Origin of the sequence: Mycobacterium parascrofulaceum ATCC BAA-614 (genome assembly GCF_000164135.1) — a bacterium.
GTDB lineage: Bacteria > Actinomycetota > Actinomycetes > Mycobacteriales > Mycobacteriaceae > Mycobacterium > Mycobacterium parascrofulaceum.
In genome coordinates, this window is record NZ_GG770554.1 from 1,255,936 (window position 1) to 1,277,640 (window position 21,705).

Here is a 21,705-nt window from a genome sequence, read left to right on the forward strand (position 1 = left end):
TCCACCCCGCTGCGCCTGCGGCGGGTGCGCCGGCACCGCGCGGTGGTCCGGGCGGCGGACCGGGCCGAACTGGCCGCGGGGCTGTCCGCGCTCACCCGCGGCGAGGAGCACCCGCTGGTCCACCGGTCCTCGCTCGGCGCCGCGCCGTGCATCGCCTTCGTGTTTCCCGGCCAGGGCAACCAATGGCAGGCGATGGGCGCGCAGGCCTACCAACGGTTGCCGGCGTACAGGGCCGAGGCCGAGCGATGCGCCCGGGAGTTCCGCACCGCGGGGCTGCCGTCCCCGTTGCCCTACCTGACCGGTGTGCGCGACCGCGACTGGTCGCGCACCGAGGTCCAGGGGGCGCAATTCACCCACGCGGTCAGCCTCGCCCACGAATGGCGATGCCACGGCGTGCTCCCCGCAATGACCGTCGGGCACAGCCTCGGCGAGGTCGCGGCGGCGTACGTGGCGGGAACCGTATCGTTGCCCGACGCGGTCGCGCTGGTCGGTGCCCGCGCCGCGATCATCGACCAATTGTCGGGTCGCTATGCCATGGCGGTGTTCGGCGCCGACATGGGGGAGGCCGAGTCCCTGATCGCGGAAACGGCGGGCTGGCTGGAAGTCTCGGCGGTCAACGGCCCCTCGTCGACCGTGGTGTCCGGTGACCACGAGGCCGTGGCGGCCGCCGTGCGACTGGCCCGGCAGCGCGGCATGTTCACCCACCAGCTCTCCGTGGACTACCCGGGGCACACCAGCGTCCTGCGGCAGTTGCGCGCCCGGCTGGTCGAGCTGATTCCGGAGTCCGCATTCCGGGACAGCCCGGTGCGATTCGTCGGGTCGACCTTCGGTGCGCAGGTCGGCCCGGACGCCGACTTCGCCGACTACTGGTATGAAAACCTGTGCAACACGGTGCGTTTCGATCGCGCGGTGGAGTCGGCCCGGAAGCTCGGGGCCAGCGCCTTCGTGGAGATGTCCGCCCATCCCTCGCTGCTGTACCCGCTGGCGGACCTCGTCGACGAGCGCACGACCGTGGTCGTCGGCTCGGGGCACCGGGACGGCGCGGTCACCGAGGTGCTGGCGGCCAACATCGCCGCCGTGGCGGCCGCCGATCCCGGCTGCCGATGGGCCAACGCCATCCCCGGTGGCGCCCGTCCGCCGCTGCGCGGGTTCCCGAACGCGCCCATGCGGACGGTGCACCTTTGGGCAGCGCCCGAACCGCCGATCGAGGCGCCGCCGGGCCCGGCGCTCACCGCCGCCGTCGAACACTGGCGACAAGCGATCCCGTCGGAGGCGACCGGGGCGGACATCGGCATCGTCGCCATCGACCCCGCCGACGGCCCCTTGCCGCACCGACTGACGGAAGCCGTTGAGGCGCGCCGTGATTGCCGACTGGTGTCGCCGCACGACGCCGAGATCCTCGCCATCGTCGCGCCCGCCCTCGACACGGCGGACGCCACCGCCGCGATCGACCAGCTCGCCGCCCGGCCGGACGCGGGCCTGCCCGACTACGCCGCCCTGATCGGCCCGCGCTGCCGGGCCGTGTGGTTGCTCACCGCGCGCGCCGAGACCGTCGGTCCGGGTGACGCCGACGCCTGGCCGGCGCAGGCGGCGCTGGCCGCAATGCATCGAAGCGTCGGATTCGAATTCGCCGACCAGGCCTTCGGGCATCTCGACCTGGCCGGCCGCGACGCCGATGCCCGGACGGCGAGCGCCGTCGTCGACGCGCTGCTCGGCGAACCCGGCGAGGTGGCGCTGCGCGGCGGCGCGACGCCGCGGGCCTACGTCCGGACCTTCCGGGACTGCCGCGACACGGCGGCCGGGCCGCCGCTGGATGCCGCCGCGCTCGAGCACGTGGTGATCACCGGCGGCAGCGGGGCCATCGGCCTGCAATATGCGCGGTACTGCATCGAGCGCGGGGCGCGGACGGTCACCCTGTTGAGCCGCAACGGCATCGGCCGCGACGCCCTGCGCCGACTCACCGAAAATCACGGTGCCGACGTTCACGCACCGCGCTGCGACATCACGGACCCGGCCGCCGTGCGGGCCGTCGCCGCCCGGCACGCCGGCACCGGCGCGTCGCTGCTGATTCATACCGCCGGCATCGCCGAGGCCCACTCCCGGTCCGACCTGACCGGCGAAGGCGTCGCCGCGGTGTGCGCAGCGAAAGTGCGCGGCCTGGCCCTGCTGGCCGGGTCCTGGCCGCTGCGACCGGATTGCCGAATCCTGGCCTGCTCCTCGGTATTCGGGGTGTGGGGCGGCCACGGTCACGCGGCATACGCCGCCTCCAACCGGATGCTCGACGTGCTGGCTGCCCAGCTTCGCGGCACGGGGCGCGACTGCACGGCGATCCGGTGGGGCCTGTGGCAGGCCGCCGGGGTCGTGGCCGCCGACGAGATCGCCCGCACCGAACGCTCCGGTCTGATCGCGATGGTTCCGGCCCGGGCGATCGAGGCCGGCCTGTACCGCTACGACGGCGATCCGCTGATCTTCGACGCGGACCCCGACCGGCTCGGGGTGTTCTTCGAAAGTCAAGGCATGGCAATGCCGTTCGACGTTCCGCGAGGCGACGACGGGGGAGCGGACGGCCGTCCCGCCAAGCCGCTCGCCGAGGTGGTGCGCGACGAGCTCGCCGCGACGCTACACCTGGGTGATTCGCTGTCGATCGACACGAGCGCACCGCTGATCGACCTCGGCGTGGACTCGTTGCTCGCACTCGATCTGCGTAAGCGACTGCGCCGCACGGTCGGAAGCTCGGTCCCGGTCGCCCGCATGCTCGGCGGGATCACCCTCGACGAACTGATCGACGCATTGCGGGCCGGCCCAGCGGGCGGGCCGCAATCGGACGCCCCATTCGACGCTCGCGAAGCTGGAAAGGTTGGACTCTCAGCGTGACGGAAACCACCGGGATCGGCAACCGGCTCGAGGATGAGCGCCTGGAACTGCTGCGCCGCAAGATCGCCGAACGCGGCCTGGCCAGACCGGCCGCCGGGGCCCCCGCGGCGACCGGCCAAGGGCCGCGCATGTCCGCCGGCCAGCACCGGATGTGGTTCGTGCAGGCGGTGGACCCGGGGAGCGCGCTGCTCAACGTCTGTGTCTCCTACCGCGTCACCGGCGGCGTCGACGTCGAACGCCTGCGGCGCGCGGTCGACGCCGTCGCCGCGCGGCACCGCGTGCTGCACACGACGTATCACACGGGCGCGGACGGCGACCCGTATCCCGTCGTCCGCGAGCAGCTGCGGCCCGAGTGGGCCGAACACGACCTGTCGGGGCTCACCGATCAGGCCCGGCGGTTGCGGCTGGACGTGCTGGCGCAGCGGGATTTCCGCCGGCCCTTCGACCTGGCGAAGGACTCGCCGCTGCGGGTGACCGTTGCTCGGCTGTCCGCCGACGAGCTGATGCTGCTGATCACCGCCCACCACATCGCCTGGGACGACGCGTCGTGGGCACCGTTCTTCGCCGACCTGACCCGCGCGTACACCGATCCCGACGGCTTCCGCGGCGAACCGACTGCCGCGGCGCCCCCGCCGGACGACGTCACGGATCCCGCCGCCGACTTCGACTACTGGCGCCCGCTGATGGCGAATCTCCCGGAACCGCTCGAACTTCCGGGCCCCCACGGGTCGGTGGTGCCGGGCACCTGGCGTGCGCAACGCACCACCCGCCGGCTGTCGGCGGACACCGTCGACCGAGCGGCGGCGCTGGCGCGGGAGACCGGCGCCACCCCGTACATGGTGCTGATGGCGGCCTTCGCCGCGCTGGTGCACCGCTACACGCAGTCGACGGACTTCCTGATCGCCGCGCCGGTGCTCAACCGCGGCGTCGGCACGGAATCGGCGATCGGTTACTACGGCAACACCGTGGTCGTGCGGCTGCGTCCCGGGCCGCGTCAGACGTTCCGCGAGCTGCTGGCCCAGACCAGGGACAGCGCCGTCGGTGCCTTCGCCCATTCGCGCGCCGACCTGGACTGGTTGGTGCGCGAGTCCAATCCCGACCGCCGCCACGGCGCCGACCGGATGACCCGGGTCAGCTTCGGGCAGCGGGAGCCCGACGGCGCCGGCTTCTGCCCGCCGGGGGTGCGGTGCGAGCGGGCGGAGTTACGTGGCCACTTCAACCAGCTGCCACTGAGTTTCATGATCGAGCTGGATCGCGCGAACGGCGGGCTGGTGGAAGCCGAGTACCTGGTCGAGGTGCTCGACCAGCAGCTGGCGGATCAGCTGTTGCGGCACTACACCGTGTTGTTGGACGACGCGCTGAGCAACCCCGACGCGGCGCTCTCGGCCTGCGCGCTGATGGACACCGACGACGCCGAGTGGTTGCGCCGGGCCTCGGCCGGCGCGCCGTTCGACACCCCCGCCGCCACCCTGCCCGCGCTGGTCACCCGCCGGGCCGCCCGATCGCCCGACGCCGTTGCCGTCGTCTACGAGCGCCGTGAGTACACCTACCGCGAGATCGTCGAGGAGTCGAACCGCCTGGCGCACTGGCTGATCGAACAGGGCATCGGCACCGAGGACCGCGTCGCGGTGCTGCTGGACAAGTCGCCCGAACTGGTCATCACCGCGCTCGGTGTGTTGAAGGCGGGGGCGGTCTACCTGCCGGTGGATCCCACCTATCCCGCGGACCGGCTGGCCTTCATCCTGGGCGATGCCGACGCCAAACTGGTGCTGCGCGAGCCGGTTACGGGACTCGCCCGGTATCCGGCGGCCGCGCCCACCGAGCTGGTCCGGCCGCTGAGCCCGCAAAACACCGCCTACCTGATCTACACGTCGGGCTCGACCGGGCTGCCCAAGGGTGTGCCGGTGCCGCACGCGCCGATCGCCGAGTATTTCGTCTGGTTCGGCGACGAGTACCACGTCGACGAAACCGACCGCCTGTTGCAGGTGGCGTCGCCGAGCTTCGACGTGTCCATGGGCGAGATCTTCGGCACGCTGATCATGGGTGCCCGCCTGGTGATTCCGCGCCCCGACGGGCTGCGCGACATCGGCTACCTGACCGAACTGCTGAGCCGCGAAGGCATCACCTCGATGCATTTCGTGCCGTCGCTGCTCGGGCTGTTCCTGTCGCTGCCCGGGGTCGGCCAGTGGCGCACCCTGCGGCGCGTACCGATCGGCGGGGAGGCCCTGCCGGGCGAGATAGCCGACAAGTTCCACGCCACCTTCGACGCGCTGCTGTACAACTTCTACGGGCCCACCGAGACCGTGGTCAACTGCACCAGCTACCCGGTGGAAGGGACGCAGGGCACCCGGGTGGTGCCCATCGGGCGGCCCAAGATCAACACCCAGGTGCACCTGCTCGACAACGCGCTGCGGCCGGTCCCCGCCGGCGTGATCGGCGAAATCTACATCGGCGGAACCCATGTCGCACACGGATATCACCGTAGGCCCGGGCTGACGGCCGAGCGTTTCGTCGCGGACCCGTTCACACCGGGTGGCCGGTTGTACCGGTCGGGCGACCTGGCCCGCCGGAACGCCGACGGGGACATCGAGTTCGTCGGCCGCGCCGACGAGCAGGTGAAGATCCGCGGCTTCCGCATCGAGCTGGGCGAGATCGCCGCCGCCATCTCCGTCGACCCCAGCGTCGGGCAGGCGGTCGTGCTGGCCATGGATTTGCCCCGGTTGGGCAAGAGCCTGGTGGGATACGTGACACCGGCCGAAGGCGGCCCCGAAACCGTTGAGGTCGAGCGCATCCGCGCCCGGGTGGCCGCCGCGCTGCCGGACTACATGACCCCCGCCGCCTACGTGCCGCTCGACGAGATCCCGATCACGGCGCACGGCAAGATCGACCGCACCGCTCTGCCCCAACCGCAGATCGCCGCGGCCGCCGCCTACCGCGACCCGTCGACCCCCACCGAACGCCGCGTCGCCGCACTGTTTTCCAGCCTGCTCGGCCACGACCGGGTGGGGGTCGACGACTCGTTCTTCGACCTGGGCGGCCACTCGCTGGTGGCCACCAAGCTGGTCACCGCCATCCGCTCCGAGTGCGGGGCGGAGCTCGGCATCCGCGACGTCTTCGAGTTCCCGACGGTGGGCCTGCTGGCCGGGCGGGTCGACCAGCTGAGCTCCGGCGAGCCCGGGCGGACGCGGCCCAAGCTGATCGCCACCGCCCACGACGAGCCCATGCCGTTGTCGGCGTCGCAGCTGCGCAGCTGGTTCGCCTACCGCGTCGACGGACCCAGCTGGGTCAACAACATCCCCTTCGCCGCGAAGCTGAGCGGGCCCTGGGACGTCGACGCCCTGATCGCCGCCGTCGGCGACGTCGTCGGCCGCCACGAGATCCTGCGCACGTCGTATGTGGAGCTCGACGGCGTGCCCTACCAGGTGGTCGGGCCGGTGGGGGAGGTCGCCGTGCGCCGCGGCACCGGGCCGGACGAAGCGTGGCTGCGGCGGGAGCTGGACGCCGAGCGCCGGCACTGCTTCGAGCTGGACCGCGAGCTGCCGCTTCGGGTGGCGGTGTTGCACACCGCCGACAACCCCGCCGAGCACGTGCTGTCGCTGGTCGTCCACCACATCGCCTCCGACCACTGGTCGGCGGGTGTGCTGTTCGCCGACGTGATGACCGCCTACCGCGCCCGGCGGGCCGGCGAGGCCCCGGCCTGGGCGCCGCTGCGCGTGCAGTACGCCGACTACGCGGCGTGGCAGGGCGCGTTCCTGGGGGACGCGAACGGGCAGGAGTCCGCGGTCGCCGCCGAGCAGCGCGAGTACTGGAACCGGCAGCTGGCCGGGCTGCCGGAGGACACCGGTCCGCGGCCCGACTTCCCGCGCCAGCCGGTGCCCAGCGGGGAGGGCGAATCGGTCGGCTTCCGGATCGACGCGGCCACCCGGGTCAAGCTCGCCGAGCTGTCCCGCGAGTTGGGCATCACCGAGTTCATGCTGCTGCAGACGGCCGTCGCCGTCGTGCTGCACAAGGCGGGTGGCGGCGCGGACATACCGCTGGGCACACCGGTGGCCGGGCGCACCGAGGCCGAATTGGACCAACTGATCGGCTTTTTCGTCAACATCCTGGTGCTGCGCAACGACCTGACCGGCAACCCGACGCTGCGTGAGCTGCTGACCCGCGCCCGGGAGACGGCGCTGGCGGCCTACGCCCACCAGGACCTGCCGTTCGACCGCGTCGTCGACAGCGTCAGCCCGGTGCGGTCCCTGTCCCGCAATCCGCTGTTCCAGGTCGTCGTGCACGTCCGCGAGCACCTGACCGCCACGCGGGTGATCGAGCAGGCGCCCGCGGGCGGCGGAGCGGACACGGTGTGCACCTCCCTGGACCCCGTCTTCGACATGGCGCACGCCGACCTCAGTGTCAACTTCTTCGGCACCGACGGCTCGGGAGGCGTCGGGTACGACTGCAACCTGATCTTCCGCACCGAGTTGTACGCCAGGGCCACGATCGAACGGCTGGCCGGCTGGCTGATTCGGGTGGTCACTGAGTTTGCCGACAACGTCGACCAGACTTTGCGCGACGTGCAGCTGACCGACGCCGCGGAGCGGCGGCGCATGGAGCAGTGGAGCCGGGGCGAGCGGCCGCCGCGCGACCGGCCGCGCACCATTCCCGAATTGCTTCGGCCGAGCCGAAGCTGGGGGCCCGACCGGATCGCGGTGCGCTGCGGCGGCGAGCAGATCGATTACCCTGCGCTGCACCGTCATTCGGACAACCTGGCCGCGCTGCTCGCGGCGCGGGGGGTCGGCCCCGGGGCGCTGGTGGGGCTGTCGACGCGGCGGAGCATCGACCTGGTGGTGGCGCTGGTGGCCATCATGAAGGCCGGCGGCGGCTACTTCCCGATCGATCCGGGATACCCGCGGGCGCGCAAGCAGTTCATGCTCGACGACGTGCGACCGACCGTCGTGCTGGCCACCGCCGACGCGGCGGACAGCATGCCGGAAGTGGCCGGCGTGACGGTGATCTCGCTGGACGACCCGGACGTGCGCGCGGGGATCGAGAACGGTGCCGCGGCTCGGCCCGAGCTGCCCCTGCCGCACCCCGACGACCCGATGTATCTGGTCTTCACGTCCGGCTCCACGGGCACGCCGAAGGGCGCGCTGGGCACCCACCGGTCCATGGCGGCCCGGTTGGACTGGCAGCTGCGACACTACCCGCCGCGAACGGACGACGTCCGGCTGGCGCAGGCGTCGATCACCTTCCTGGAGGGCGGCATGGAGATGCTCGCCGGCCTCGCGGCGGGGGCTACCATGATCCTCGCCGACGATGCCGAGCACCGCGACCCGGAAGCCCTCGGGGACTTGATGACCCGGCATGGGGTGGCCCAAGTGACCGCGGTGCCGAGCCTGGTTTCCGCGCTCGTCGACAGCAGACCCGACGCGGTGCGGGCGCTGTCCCGGCTGGTGTGCGGCGGAGAACCGGTGGGGGCCCGGCTGCTGCGGCGGCTGGTGTCGGTGTGCGCCGGCGCGGACGTCGAGCTGTTGAACAACATCGGTTCCACCGAGACCTCGGGTGCGGTGTCGCGCGGCCGGCTGGAGCCGCCGAATCCGTTGGTGGGCAAGCCCGTTCCGGGAGCGGACGCCTATCTGCTCGACGATGGCCTGCGGCCGGTCCCGGTCGGCGTGGTGGGCGAGCTGTACTACGCCGGCGACCAGCTGGCGCGGGGCTATTGGCAGCGGCCCGCGCTGACAGCCACCCGGTTCGTGGCCAATCCCTATGCCCTGCAACCGGGCTCGCGGCTGTACCGCAGCGGCGACCTGGCCCGCTGGACCGAGGACGGCCGCCTGGAATTCGTCGGCCGCTCCGACCATCAGGTGCAGGTCCGCGGTTTCCGGGTCGAGCTCGCCGAAGTCGAGGCCGCGCTGGCCGGCGTCGACGGGGTCGCCGCAGCGGCGGCCCGCACCTGGGAGGTGCACGGCGGCACCTCGCTGGCCGGCTACGTGGTGCCGCACCGGCCGATCGCCGAGGACACGGGGAAGGCGGCGTTCGCATCGCGGGTGCGCGCCGCGATCGGCGCGACGCTGCCCGCCTACATGATGCCCTCGTCGCTGACCGTCCTCGACACGCTTCCCAAGACCGAGTCGGGCAAGTTGAACCGGCCCGGCCTGCCGCCGCCGGCGGTCAGCACCCGCGGAAGCGTCGAGCCGTCGCGCACCGGCACCGAACGGGCGCTGGCCAAGGTGTTCGCCGAGCTGCTCTCGACGCCGGCGGTCGGCCGCTTCGACGATTTCTTCGCCCTGGGCGGTGACAGCATCCTGTCGGTGCAGCTGGCCTCGCGGGCGCGCGCCGCGGGCCTGGCGGTCAGCCCGCGGATGATCTTCGAGAACTCGACGGTGCAGCAGCTGGCGGCGGCCGTGGACGCGTTGGGGCACAACGCCGCCGAGGGACCCGAGCAGCCGGCCGACGCCCGGTTCGAGCCGATGAGCGCGTCCGGTCTGTCGGCGGACGACCTGGCCGCCGTGACCCGGCTGTGGGCGTCGTCGCGCGACGGGACGTCATGACGGCGACCCGGGCCGGTGTCGCGCCCGACATCGAGGACGTGATGGCGCTGAGCCCCCTGCAGGAGGGCCTGTACTCGCTGACCACACTCGCCGAGTTCGCCGACGGGGAGGCCGACGACCCCTACGTGATCGGGATGGCCGCCGACATCTCCGGTGCGCTCGACGTCGCGCTGTTGCGTGATTGCGCGACGAAGATGTTGGTGCGGCACCCGAACCTGCGGGCCAGCTTCTTCAGCCGCGGCATCGCTCGCCCGGTGCAGATCGTGCCGTCCCGGGTCGACCTGCCCTGGCGCACCACCACCGCCGCGCCCGGGGACGTGCCCGCGCTGGAGGTCGCCGAGCGCCGGCGCCCGTTCGATCTCGAGCGCGGCCCCGCCATTCGCTTCCTGCTCATCGAAATGCCCCGTGAGCGTTGGCGTTTGGTGCTCACCGCCCATCACATCGTGATCGACGGCTGGTCGTTGCCGGTCTTCGTCAACGAGATGATGGTCCTGTACCGGGCCGGGGGCGATCCGTCGGCGCTGCCGGTCACGCCGCGGCCGTACCGCGACTACATCGGCTGGCTGGCCGCTCGCGACCCGGAAGCCGGGCGACGGGTCTGGCGCCGGCACCTCGAGGGCCTCCCGGGCCCGACCCTCCTGTCGGCGGCGCTCGGGTCGGCCGAAAGCCGGCGCGGCGGGCTGCCCCGCACCACCGAACTGCGCACGCCGGCCGGGGCGACGGCGCGGATGGTCGACGAGACGCGATCCCGCGGCGTCACCGTCAACACGCTGATGCAGATGGCCTGGGCGCTGGTGTTGTCCCGGCTGACCGACACCCACGACGTCACGTTCGGCGTCACGGTGTCCGGCAGGCCGCCCGAACTCGCGGGCGTGGAGACCATGATCGGTCTGTTCATCAACACCGTGCCCATGCGGGTGCGGCTGGATCCGGCGGCGAGCGTCGGGGAGCAGTGCCGCGCGGTGCAGCGCGACGCCGCGCTGCTGCGTGAGCACGGCTACCTCGGGCACGCCGAACTGCGGGCGCTCGGCGGGGTCGGGGAAATGTTCGACACCCTGCTGGTCTACGAGAACTTCCCCTTGGACGGGCTGACCGCCGGCACCGAATTGACCGCCGCCGGCGCGACATTCCGGCCGTCCGCCCTGCAAACGCTGTCCCATTTCCCGATCACGATCGCGGCCCACATGGCCGGCGGCGAACTGGTGCTGCTCGTCGAGGTCATCGACGGCGCGCTGGGTGCGATCCCCGCCGACGCCCTCGGCCGGCGGGTGCTCACCACCGCCGAGCGGCTGTTGCGGGACTGGGAGCGCCCGCTGGGCGATGTCAGCGTCCTCTTCGAGGACGAGGCGGTCCGGCCGCCCGCCGCGAACGCCCCCACCCCGGCGGCGGTCGGCATCCCTGCGCGATTCGCCGAGGTGGTCGGCAAGACCCCGGACAACGTCGCCGTCAGCTGGGCGGGCGGCACGCTGAGCTACCGCGAACTGGACGCCCTCGCCAACGAGTTGGCCGCCGGGCTCGCCGATCGCGGGGTGCGGCCCGAAACCCCGGTGGCCATCCGGCTTCCCCGCGGGCCCCACTACATCGTCGCGATGCTCGCGGTGCTCAAGGCCGGCGGCATGTGCGTGCCGATGGAGCCGGGGACGCCCCCGCAGCGGGTGGAGTCGATCCTGCGCCAATCGGGCGCCTCCATCGTGATCGACGAGGAGACGCTGCCCGTGCTCCCGCGCCCGGGCGCCGACTTCCGGGCCGTCGAGGTGTTGCCCGGGCAGGCCGCGTACGTCGTCTTCACCTCGGGCACGACGGGAGAACCCAAGGGCGTCATCGGAACTCACGCGGCGGTGGAAGCCTACGCCGACGACCACCTGGACACCGTGCTGCGGCCGGCCGCCGCCCGGCTGGGCCGGCCGCTGCGCATCGCGCACGCGTGGTCGTTCGGGTTCGACGCGGCCTGGCAGCCGTTGGTCGCGCTGCTCGACGGGCACGGCGTGCACGTCGTGGACGAACAGACGCAGACCGACGCCGAGGCGCTGGTGGCCGTGATCGCCGAGCACGGCGTCGACATGATCGACACGACCCCGTCGATGTTTGCCCAACTCGCGGCGTGCGGTTTGCTCTCCACCGTCCCGCTGGCGGTGCTGGCCCTGGGCGGGGAAGCGTTGGGTAAACCCGCCTGGGACCGCATCCGTGCCGAGTGCGCCCGCGCCGGGATGCGGGCCTACAACTGCTACGGCCCCACCGAGACCACCGTCGAGGCCGTGGTGGCCGCCATCGCGGAGCACGACGAACCGTCGATCGGGCGGCCGACCCTGCACACCCGCGGCTACGTGCTCGACTCGGCGCTGCGTCCGGTGCCGTGCGGGGCCACCGGCGAGCTCTACCTGGGCGGCGGCCAGCTGGCCCGCGGGTACCTGGGCCGCGCGGCGGAGACCGGCCGGCGCTTCGTCGCCGACCCGTTCGCGACCGGCGAACGCATGTACCGCACCGGCGATTTGGTGCGCCGGGCCGCGGACGGCTCGCTGCGGTTCGTGGGCCGCGCCGACGCGCAGGTGAAGATCCGCGGGTACCGCGTCGAGCCCGGCGAGATCGCCGCCGCGCTCGAATCGCATCCCGCCGTCGGGCGCGCGGGCGTCCTGTTGCGCCGGCACGGCGGGGTCGCCCGGCTGACGGCATACGTCGTCGCTTCCGCCGCGGCGCCGCGGCCACCGTCGGCGGCCGAGCTGCGCGGCATGCTCGGCTCGCGGTTGCCGCGCTACATGATTCCGCAGCGCATCGTCGCGGTGGACGACATCCCGCTGACGGTCAACGGCAAGCTGGACGAGGCCGCGCTTAGCGCCTTCGACGCCCCCGAGGCGGACTCCGCCGAATCGCAACCCGAGACGCCCACCGAAGCCGCACTGGCCGAGGTGCTTTCGGAACTGCTTCGTCAGCCACGCGTCGACGTCGCCGCGGACTTCCTGCAGCTGGGCCTGGACAGCATCATGGCCCTGTCGGTGGTCCAGGCGGCGCGCGAGCGGGGGATCGCGCTGCGCGCTCGCCTCATCCTCGAGTGCGCCAACATCCGCGAGCTGGCGGAGGCCGTCGACGCGGAAAACGCTTCGCCCGCAGTCGATGTCGAGCGCGATACCGCGCCCATGCCGGTGCTGCCCAACGGCCGCTGGCTCTACGAGTACGGCGAGCCGCGCCGGCTGGCGCAGACCGAAGCCATCCGCTTGCCCGAGGACGTCACCGGCGAACAATTACGCGCCGCGCTGGCCGGCATCGTGGCCGGGCACGAGGTGCTGCGCGCCCGCCTGGACCGGGCCGCCATGACGCTGGTTCCGGCGGAGAACGCCGGGATCGACCTCGTCGAAGCGGAGGTGGGCGACGACCCGCGAAGCGTGGTCGCCGCACACGTCGCGCGGGCCGTCGGCCGCCTGGACCCGGAGCGGGGAGCGCTTGTTGCCGCGGTGTGGCTTCGCCCCCCGGCCGGCCCGAGTGTCCTGCTGCTCGCCGCCCACGTGCTGGCGATGGATCCGGCGTCCTGGCGCGTGGTTCTCGGCGAATTGCACGCGGCCCTCAAGGCTTTGAGCGCCGGCCACCCACCCGCTCCGATCCGGGAGCACACCAGCTACCGGCGCTGGGCCGGTGCGCTCGTCGAGCGGGCGCGCCGGCTGGACACGGTGGAATTCTGGGCGGCCCAGCTCGACGGCGACGACCCCGACCTCGGCGCCCGGCGGGTCGATCCGGCCCGCGACCGCGCGGGCGATCTCATCGTCCGCCTGACCGCCGCCGATGCGGACACCACACGGCGGCTGACGGGTGCGGGCCTGCCGTTGCCGCACCTGTTGGTCGCCGCCACCGCGGCGACCGTGACCCGGTGGCGGCGGTCGCGCAATCAGGCCACCCCCCGCCCCTGCTGGCGCTGGAAACGCACGGTCGCGCAGACGGTCTCGTCGATGCGCCGGGCGCGCACACCATCGACACCGGCGACACCGTCGGGCTGCTGAGTTCCATCTACCCGGTGCGGGTGGAGTCGACCGACCCGCGGCGCGTGGGCGAGCAGCTGGCGGCCATCCCCGGGGACGGGCTGGACTACGGGCTCCTGCGCTACCTGCGCGCCGACACCGCCGAACGCCTCGCCCCGTTACCCGGACCGCAACTGCTGCTGAACTATCTCGGTGCCGCCCACTCCGGCGGCGGCACCGGATTCATCCTGGAGCGCGAGCTGCTCGCCGGGGTATCGCCGCAGCCGGAACCGGATCTGGCGGTCCGCCACGAACTCACGATCGTGGCCGCCATGCTGACCTCCGACGGGCAGCGCGTGCTGGCGGCGCAGTGGCGCAGCCTGCCCGACATCCTCACCGAAGCCGATATCGCCGAGCTGCAACACCTTTGGGTTGAATCGCTGCGGGAGATGGTGACATGAGCAGGCTTGCGATCCTGGGCGCGGGAGCCAAGGCGATCGCCGTCGCGGCCAAGGCGTCCGTGCTGCGAGACATGGACGTCGACGCCCCCGAGGTGATCGCGGTCGAACGCATCGGCGTCGCGGCCAACTGGCAGGCCAGCGGCGGGTGGACCGACGGCGCACACCGGCTGGGCACCAGCCCGGAAAAGGACGTCGGCTTTCCCTACCGCTCCGCGCTGGTGCCGCGCCGCAACGCCGAACTCGACGAGCGGATGACCCGCTACAGCTGGCAGTCGTATCTGATCGCCACGGCGTCCTTCGCCGAATGGATCGACCGCGGCCGCCCGGCGCCGACCCACCGCAAATGGAGCCAGTACCTGAGTTGGGTCGCCGACCAGGTCGGCCTCGAGGTGGTGCACGGCGAGGTGGAACGGCTGGCCGTCGACGGCGACCGGTGGGCGCTGCACACCCACGAAACCACCGTGCGCGCCGACGCCCTGATGATCACCGGCCCCGGCCAGGCCGAGAAGTCGCTGCTGCCCGGCAATCCGCGCATGCTGTCGATCGCCCAGTTCTGGGACCGCGCCGCGGGCCACGACCGGATCACCGCCGAGCGGGTCGCGGTGATCGGCGGCGGCGAGACCGCGGCGTCGATGCTCAACGAGCTGTTCCGCCACCGGGTTTCGACCATCACCGTCATCTCACCCCAGGTGACGCTGTTCACCCGGGGGGAGAGCTTCTTCGAGAACTCGTTGTTCTCCGACCCCACCGACTGGACCGCCCTGACGCTGGCCGAACGCCGCGACGCGCTGGCCCGCACCGACCGCGGGGTGTTCTCGGCGAACGTGCAGGAGGCCTTGCTGGCCGACGACCGCATCCGCCACCTGCGCGGCCGGGTGGCCCACGCGGTCGGCCGCGACGGGCAGATCCGGTTGACGCTGTCCACCAACCGCGGCGCCGAAAACCTCGAGACGGTGCACGGTTTCGACCTGGTCATCGACGGCTCCGGCGCCGACGCGCTGTGGTTCACGTCGTTGTTCGGCCAGGACGTACTGGACCTGCTGGAGCTCGGCCTGGGCGGGCCGCTGACCGCCGACAGCCTGCAGGAAGCGATCGGCTACGACCTCGCCGTCGCCCACGTCGCCCCGAAGTTGTTCCTGCCCAACCTGTCCGGGTTGACGCAGGGGCCCGGATTTCCGAACCTCAGCTGCCTGGGATTGTTGTCTGACCGGGTACTGGGATCCACGGCGGGCTTGGTGAGCCCGGCCACCCACACGACAAGGAGACGCGATGAGCATCAACCCCTTCGATGACGACGACGGCACGTTCTTCGTGCTCGTCAACGACGAGGACCAGCACAGCCTGTGGCCCAGCTTCGCCGACAGGCCGGCGGGCTGGCGCGTCGTGTACGGCGAAGCGACACGCGCGGAGTGCCTGGACTACGTCGAGAAGAACTGGACCGACATCCGGCCCAAGAGCCTGCAGGAATCGATCGAACGACGCTGACCTGACGCCGGCGGCGGCGCACGCCGCCGGAGCGTCGCCGTAACGTGACCGGCCCGAGACACAAATGCCCGCGCCAGCAGGCACACTTACACCCATCATCCGAACGGGTAACCGTGTTGGGCACCGGATCGACCAGGTCCGGCCACGGTTCACGCGTATCGAAGGGGGAACCGTGAAAACCAGAAAAACTCTTGCCACCGGCGTGGCGGCGTTCGCCGTCGTAGGGGGAGCCGCCGGTGGCGCTTTCGTCGCGGCACCGACGGACCAGGTGCAGCTGGCTGCGATCGGCGCGCCGTTACCTCAGGACCCGCCACCGCCGCCGCCGGCGCCGGGCACCCTGCCGACCGCGGAACAGCTGTCGACCCTGTGCGACCAGGCCACCAATCCGGGCGTCTCGTACACCACCAAGAACAACCTGGTCGAAAACGGCATCAGCCCCGACGAGGGGCACATGGCCGACCACGAGCTGCGAAAGGCCTACCGCAACGGCAACTTCCCGGAGACGTTCGCCGTGACGAACATCGCGCCGGCCGGCCCGAACATGGCCCAGGCCGACGTCGCCATCTCGGGGCCGAAGTTCGCCGGGCCGGTGCAAAAGCACCTGGTTTTCGTCAACCAGGGTGGGAACTGGATCCTGCAGCACGATGCCGCCATCGCGTTGATCCAGGCGGCGACGGCGACCAACTAGGCGGCTACAATTCTGGGCGGCCACACAGCCGGCGCACAGGTTGTGCATGTTGTCTTCATATCGCGTGGTCGTAACGTGGCCGTGCCGAGTCCCGAAACAACAGGAGTAGCAGGCGCGCCGACTCCACGCCAGATGTGTGGATCGTCCAGATCGTGCCCGTCGAAGGGGGAACCATGAAAACCGTCAAGTTGCTCGCCACCAGCGTGGCAGCGTTCGCCGTCATCGGGGGTGCGGCCGCGGGCCTGGCCTCCGTCGCGGCGCCGGTGGATCAGGTGCAGCTGGCCGCGGTCGGCGCGCCGTTGCCGATGGACCCGGCCCTGGCCGCCGACGTCCCGACCGCCGACCAGCTGACCGGCGTGCTCAACAGCCTGGCCGACCCGAGCGTCTCCTTCTCCAGCAAGAGCAACCTGGTGCAAGGCGGCATCAGCGGGATCGAGGCCCACGTCGCCGACAAGAAGCTGCAGAAGGCCGCCAAGAACGGCGACCTGCCGCTGTCGTTCGACGTCACGAACATCCAGCCGGCCGCGCCGGGTACGGCCACCGCGGACGTCGCGGTCTCCGGCCCGAAGCTCACGGCGCCGGTCACCGAGAACGTCACGTTCGTCAACCAGGGCGGCTGGGTGCTGTCGCGGGCGTCGGCGATGCAGCTGCTGCAGGCCGCCAGTCAGTAGACCCGCGCGGACCGCGCCGCTTTGGCGGCGCGGGCGGGGTCGGCCAGCACGTTGATCGAGACGACCAGGCCGTCGCGCACCACGAACCCCATGATCGCCGTCGCGCGCCCGCCGGCGAGGACGACCGCGCCGGCGGCGCCGTTGACGGTCGCGGCGCGCACCTCGCGGTCCGGACCCGCATAGCCGCGGGCCAGCTTCGCCACGGCGGCCGCGCCCTCGGCGCGGAAACCCGCGGCGCCGCGGCCGAAGTCGCCGCGCAGCACCACATCGGGGTGCAGCACGGCCACCAGGCCCTCGAAGTCGCCGCTGCGGCCCGCCGCGAAGAACGCGTCGACGGCCTCCCGCTGGGCGGCCATGTCACCGGCGGGCGCCGGATCGGCCTCCTGGACGCGTCGCCGCGCCCGGCTGGCCAGCTTGCGGGTGGCCTCCGGCGTGCGGCCGACGAGGGGCGCGATCTGGTCGAACGGCACGGCGAAGGCGTCGTGCAGCACGAAGGCCAGGCGCTGCTCCGGCGGCAGGGTGTCCAGCACCACGAACAGGGCCAACCCGACCGCGTCCGCCAACAACGCGCGCTGTTCGGGGTCGAACTCGCCGTCGGCTTCCACGACCGGATCCGGCAGGACGACGGCCGGCTCCTCCCGGCCCCGGGCGTGACGGTCCCGCAGCATGTTCAAGCAGATGCGGGCGACCACGGTGGTCAGCCAGGCGTCCAGGTTCGCGATGCCGTCCCGATCGGTGCCGCTCAGGCGCAGCCACGCCTCCTGCACGGCGTCCTGGGCGTCGTCGATCGAGCCCAGCATCCGATAGGCGACGGCCCCCAGCCGCGGACGGGCCGCCTCGAAACGCGCCGTGACCGACGCGTCCACGGTCATGCGCCGCCGCGCGTCTCGGGCAGCGCGCAGACCCGATCGCCGGAGAAGCCCGCCGAGCCGATCCCGAGCGCGAGGTTGAAGCGGGCGCGCAGGTTGCCCAGCGTGATGACGTGGGTGAGCCCGACCAGCTGCGCCGTGTCGAAATGCGCGCGCAGCGCCTCGAAGAGCTCGTCGCCGACCTCGACGGGGGTGCGGCTGATCGCGGTGGCGTACTCGAGGATCAGCTTGTCGACGGCGGAGAAGCACGCGGCGTCGGGATAGTCGGCGAGCGCGAGCAGCTCCTCGTCGGTGATGCCCCATTGGCGGGCGATCTGCGAGCCGAGGTCGATGCAGTACTCGCAGCGCACCGTCGTCGCCGCCTTCAGCTCGGCGAGCGCGCGGTGGCGCGGGCTCAGGATGTCCAGCTTCGACTCCGCCTGCTCGAGCCTGCCGTAGGCATTGAGCAGCCGGGGGATGTGCGCGTACATCCGCAGCGGTTCCAGCATCCCGGCCGTTTGCAGTCCGGTCATCTGGGCCAGCTTGCGCCGGGTGAAGAAGAAGGCGATCTTGGCGCTCAGGCCGGCGTCGTGATCGGAGACCCCTGGCAACCGGGACATGGCGATCCTCCTAGCGGGTTGCGGTGTGAACTACGTCTTCATTACGTCGACACCCGGCGCCCCGCGAACGTGACCGGCCTACCCCGGCCGGCCCGGTGCCATGTCCATGTCGAACACCCGGGCGTGCAGCACGGTGCGGTTCCGCAGCGCCGCACGGACCGCCCGGTGCAGGCCGTCCTCGAGGTAGACGACGCCCTTCCACCGCACGGCGTGCGGGAAGAGGTCGCCGTAGAAGGTGGAGTCCTCCGAGAGCAGGCGGTCCAGCGCCAGGACCGTTGTCGTGGTGACCAATTCGTCGAGCCGGATCTGCTGCGGCGGGATCTGGGCCCAATCCCGGTAGGACAGCCCGTGCTCGGGATACGGCTTGCCTTCGCGCACGCCCTTGAAGATCATCGCCCGATCTTCCCCGACGCGTTGCCACGACCCGACCGGTTCATTCTGGACAGGCTAGCCGCAAGAAGTGGCGCCAGGGCCGAAGCCGCCGCAATTCCCGCGGCCGCCGCCACGCCCGCCGCCGCCCGCCCCGGCGAACGGTTAGCACGGCTCGAGACCCGTAAAATGAACCGGTCAGCGCGGTACAGGGAGGTGACAAGCAGTGGGAAGTGCCGACGATCGTCGCTTCGAGGTGCTGCGTGCCATCGTCGCCGATTTCGTTGCCACCAAGGAGCCCATCGGTTCCAAGAGCCTGGTGGAGCGGCACAACTTGGGCGTCTCGTCCGCGACCGTCCGCAACGACATGGCGGTGCTGGAGGCCGAGGGCTACATCACCCAGCCGCACACCAGCTCGGGGCGGGTGCCCACGGAGAAGGGCTACCGCGAGTTCGTCGACCGGCTGCACGACGTCAAGCCGCTGTCGTCGGCCGAGCGCAGCGCGATCCTGAGCTTTCTGGAGTCCGGCGTCGACCTGGACGACGTGCTGCGCCGGGCGGTGCGGCTGCTGGCCCAGCTGACCCGGCAGGTCGCCGTCGTGCAGTACCCGACGCTGACGTCGTCCACCGTGCGGCACCTCGAGGTGATCGCGCTGACCCCCGCCCGGCTGCTGATGGTCGTCATCACCGACACCGGTCGCGTCGACCAGCGCATCGTCGAACTCGGCGACGTCATCGACGACCATCAGCTGTCCCAGCTGCGCGAGCTGCTCGGCCAGGCGCTGGTCGGCAAGAAGCTCTCGGCGGCGTCGATCGCGGTGGCCGACCTGGCCGGCCAGCTGCGCGCACCGGACGGCCTGGGCGACGCCGTCGGCCGCTCGGCGACGGTGTTGCTGGAGTCGCTGGTGGAGCACACCGAAGAACGCCTGCTGATGGGCGGCACGGCGAACCTGACCCGCAACGCCGCCGACTTCGGCGGCTCGCTGCGCTCCATCCTGGAGGCGCTCGAGGAGCAGGTGGTGGTGCTGCGGCTGCTGGCGGCCCAGCAGGAAGCCGGTAAGGTGACGGTGCGCATCGGCCATGAGACGGCCGCCGAGCAAATGGCGGGCACCTCGATGGTGACCACCGCCTACGGCACCTCCGACACCGTGTTCGGCGGAATGGGTGTGCTGGGGCCCACCCGGATGGACTATCCGGGAACTATCGCCAGTGTCGCCGCGGTTGCCCTTTATATCGGCGAAGTCCTGGGTGCTCGATGAGCGCGCACCCGCAGGATGCGCAGGCGCGGGTTAAGGACCAGGTTTAGGAGAGTCAGGCGTGGCACGCGACTATTACGGGCTGCTCGGGGTGAGCAGGAACGCCACCGACGCGGAGATCAAGCGCGCGTACCGGAAGTTGGCGCGCGAGCTGCATCCCGACGTCAACCCGGACGAGGGCGCGCAGGCGAAGTTCAAGGAGATCAGCGCCGCCTACGAGGTGCTGAGCGACCCCGAGAAGCGGCGCATCGTCGACCTCGGGGGCGACCCGTTGGAAAGCGCCGCCGCGGCGGGTGCCGGTTTCGGTGGCGGTTTCGGCGGCCTGGGCGACGTGTTCGAGGCCTTCTTCGGCGGCGGCTTCAGCGGCGGTGCGACCTCGCGGGGTCCCGTCGGGCGGGTGCGGCCGGGCTCGGACTCGCTGCTGCGGATGCGGCTCGACCTCGAAGAGTGCGCGACCGGGGTGACCAAGCAGGTGACCGTCGACACCGCGGTGCTGTGTGACCGCTGCCAGGGCAAGGGCACCAACGGCGATTCCGTGCCGGTGCCCTGCGACACCTGCGGCGGCCGCGGCGAGGTGCAGACGGTGCAGCGGTCGCTGCTGGGCCAGGTGATGACCTCGCGGCCGTGTCCCACCTGCCGCGGCGTCGGGACCGTCATTCCCGATCCCTGCCACCAGTGCATGGGCGACGGCCGGGTGCGGGCCCGCCGCGAGATCAGCGTCAAGATCCCCGCGGGTGTCGGCGACGGCATGCGGGTGCGGCTCGCCGCCCAGGGTGAGGTCGGACCGGGCGGAGGCCCGGCCGGCGACCTGTACGTCGAGGTGCACGAGCAACCCCACGACGTCTTCGTGCGCGAGGGTGACGACCTGCACTGCACGGTGTCGGTGCCGATGGTCGACGCGGCGCTGGGCGCCACGGTCACCGTGGACGCCATCCTGGACGGCCTCAGCGAGGTCACCATTCCGCCTGGCACCCAACCGAATTCGGTCATCACGCTGCGGGGGCACGGGATGCCGCACCTGCGGTCGGGCACCCGGGGTGACCTGCACGTCCACGTCGAGGTGCTGGTGCCCACCCGGCTGGACCATCACGACACCGAACTGCTGCGCGAGTTGAAGAACCGGCGCAGCCGCGACGTGCCCGAGGTCCGCTCGACCCACGCCGGCGGCGGGCTGTTCAGCCGGCTGCGCGAAACCTTCACCGGCCGCTAGCCGCCGGCCCGCAACCGGCGCGCACATGGTCGCCACCCTCTTCTACGTCGACGCGCTGCCCGACATCGGGGCGCTGGCCGCCGTCGACGGCGACGAGGGATTTCACGCCGCGACCGTGCGGCGGATCCGCCCCGGCGAGCGCCTGGTCCTCGGCGACGGCGCCGGCGGCCTGGCGCGCTGCGAGGTCGAGCACGCCGGCCGCGACGGGTTGCGGGCCCGGGTGCTCGAGCGCTGGACCGTCGCGCCCGCGCGGCCGCCGGTCACGGTGGTGCAGGCGCTGCCCAAGTCCGAGCGTTCGGAGCTGGCCGTCGAGTTGGCCACCGAAGCCGGCGCCGACGCGTTCCTGGCCTGGCAGTCGGCCCGGTGCGTGGCCAGCTGGCAGGGCCCCCGGGTGGACAAGGGCCTGCGCCGCTGGCGTGCCGTCGCCCGGTCGGCGGCGCGGCAGTCCCGACGGGCGCACATCCCGGCCGTCGACGGCGTGCTGTCCACCGCCGAGCTGACGGGGCGGGTCCGCGCGGCTTCGGCCGCCGGATCGGTGGTGCTGGCCCTACACGAATCGGCCTCCGATCGGCTCGCAGATTCCCATGTCGCGCAAGCCGATTCGGTGTGGCTGGTGGTCGGCCCGGAGGGCGGCATCGCGCCGGAGGAGATCGCCGCGTTGACCGACGCCGGCGCGGTCGCTGTGGGCCTCGGTCCCCAGGTGCTCCGGACGTCGACGGCCGCCGCCGTGGCGCTGGGTGCGCT

At 72.1% G+C, this 21,705-nt stretch carries 12 protein-coding genes and 1 pseudogene; 10 read left to right on the top strand and 3 right to left on the bottom strand.

Going from position 1 to position 21,705, the window contains the following annotated elements; all coding sequences use genetic code 11:
* From mbtD to HMPREF0591_RS15795, 7 genes and pseudogenes are all read left to right on the top strand, one after another.
* The coding region (gene mbtD / locus HMPREF0591_RS15765) for a mycobactin polyketide synthase MbtD (RefSeq protein ID WP_007169595.1) at positions 1-2,874 on the top strand (2,874 nt) is incomplete at its 5' end.
* Positions 2,871-9,410 carry a non-ribosomal peptide synthetase gene (locus tag HMPREF0591_RS15770; RefSeq protein WP_007169596.1) on the top strand — a complete coding sequence of 2,180 codons (6,540 nt, stop codon included), beginning with the start codon at positions 2,871-2,873 and terminating at the stop codon, positions 9,408-9,410. The genes mbtD and HMPREF0591_RS15770, both read left to right, overlap by 4 nt.
* Positions 9,407-13,815: pseudogene (locus HMPREF0591_RS15775) on the top strand (amino acid adenylation domain-containing protein). The gene HMPREF0591_RS15770 and the pseudogene HMPREF0591_RS15775 overlap by 4 nt, the downstream one beginning before the upstream one ends.
* Positions 13,812-15,107: an NADPH-dependent L-lysine N(6)-monooxygenase MbtG gene (gene mbtG, locus HMPREF0591_RS15780; protein ID WP_007169599.1), complete on the top strand. Its 1,296-nt coding sequence runs from the start codon at positions 13,812-13,814 to the stop codon at positions 15,105-15,107. The pseudogene HMPREF0591_RS15775 and the gene mbtG overlap by 4 nt, the downstream one beginning before the upstream one ends.
* Complete coding sequence (locus HMPREF0591_RS15785; RefSeq protein ID WP_007169600.1) at positions 15,085-15,300, top strand: MbtH family protein; 216 nt, start codon at positions 15,085-15,087, stop codon at positions 15,298-15,300. Before mbtG ends, HMPREF0591_RS15785 begins: the two co-directional genes overlap by 23 nt.
* A 172-nt stretch (positions 15,301-15,472) precedes the next feature.
* Positions 15,473-15,988 carry an MTB12 family secreted protein gene (locus HMPREF0591_RS15790; RefSeq protein ID WP_007169601.1) on the top strand — a complete coding sequence of 172 codons (516 nt, stop codon included), beginning with the start codon at positions 15,473-15,475 and terminating at the stop codon, positions 15,986-15,988.
* Positions 15,989-16,161: 173 nt separating this feature from the next.
* Entirely contained in the window at positions 16,162-16,659 is a 498-nt protein-coding gene (locus HMPREF0591_RS15795; RefSeq protein ID WP_040622928.1) for an MTB12 family secreted protein, read from the top strand.
* Here HMPREF0591_RS15795 and HMPREF0591_RS15800 read toward each other — a convergent pair.
* The 3 genes from HMPREF0591_RS15800 to HMPREF0591_RS15810 all read right to left on the bottom strand — a co-directional run bounded on the left by HMPREF0591_RS15800 (position 16,653) and on the right by HMPREF0591_RS15810 (position 18,520).
* The gene (locus HMPREF0591_RS15800) at positions 16,653-17,531 is read right to left on the bottom strand and encodes a sigma-70 family RNA polymerase sigma factor (RefSeq protein WP_007169603.1); all 879 of its coding nucleotides are present in this window, start codon (positions 17,529-17,531) and stop codon (positions 16,653-16,655) included. The genes HMPREF0591_RS15795 and HMPREF0591_RS15800 overlap by 7 nt on opposite strands.
* Complete coding sequence (locus HMPREF0591_RS15805; protein WP_007169604.1) at positions 17,528-18,127, bottom strand: carboxymuconolactone decarboxylase family protein; 600 nt, start codon at positions 18,125-18,127, stop codon at positions 17,528-17,530. The genes HMPREF0591_RS15800 and HMPREF0591_RS15805 overlap by 4 nt, the downstream gene beginning before the upstream one ends.
* Positions 18,128-18,205: 78 nt before the next feature.
* On the bottom strand, positions 18,206-18,520 hold the full coding sequence (locus tag HMPREF0591_RS15810; RefSeq protein WP_007169605.1) for a type II toxin-antitoxin system VapB family antitoxin: 315 nt from the start codon (positions 18,518-18,520) through the stop codon (positions 18,206-18,208).
* Positions 18,521-18,722: 202 nt separating this feature from the next.
* Between HMPREF0591_RS15810 and hrcA the strand changes: the two genes are divergently transcribed.
* The 3 genes from hrcA to HMPREF0591_RS15825 all read left to right on the top strand — a co-directional run.
* On the top strand, positions 18,723-19,754 hold the full coding sequence (gene hrcA / locus HMPREF0591_RS15815; RefSeq protein ID WP_007169606.1) for a heat-inducible transcriptional repressor HrcA: 1,032 nt from the start codon (positions 18,723-18,725) through the stop codon (positions 19,752-19,754).
* A 58-nt stretch (positions 19,755-19,812) separates the two neighbouring features.
* Positions 19,813-20,961, top strand: a complete 1,149-nt coding sequence (gene dnaJ, locus HMPREF0591_RS15820) for a molecular chaperone DnaJ (protein WP_007169607.1) — start codon at positions 19,813-19,815, stop codon at positions 20,959-20,961.
* Positions 20,962-20,986: 25 nt separating this feature from the next.
* A partial coding sequence (locus tag HMPREF0591_RS15825; RefSeq protein WP_007169608.1) for a 16S rRNA (uracil(1498)-N(3))-methyltransferase occupies positions 20,987-21,705 on the top strand: 719 nt, incomplete at its 3' end.

Bases quoted from the DNA above. Each gene is read 5' to 3' on its own strand.
- HMPREF0591_RS15795 (WP_040622928.1), top strand. From the start codon at position 16,162: ATGAAAACCGTCAAGTTGCTCGCCACCAGCGTGGCAGCGTTCGCCGTC.
- HMPREF0591_RS15785 (WP_007169600.1), top strand. From the start codon at position 15,085: ATGAGCATCAACCCCTTCGATGACGACGACGGCACGTTCTTCGTGCTC.
- HMPREF0591_RS15810 (WP_007169605.1), bottom strand. From the start codon at position 18,520: ATGATCTTCAAGGGCGTGCGCGAAGGCAAGCCGTATCCCGAGCACGGG.
- HMPREF0591_RS15805 (WP_007169604.1), bottom strand. From the start codon at position 18,127: ATGTCCCGGTTGCCAGGGGTCTCCGATCACGACGCCGGCCTGAGCGCC.
- mbtG (WP_007169599.1), top strand. From the start codon at position 13,812: ATGAGCAGGCTTGCGATCCTGGGCGCGGGAGCCAAGGCGATCGCCGTC.
- HMPREF0591_RS15800 (WP_007169603.1), bottom strand. From the start codon at position 17,531: ATGACCGTGGACGCGTCGGTCACGGCGCGTTTCGAGGCGGCCCGTCCG.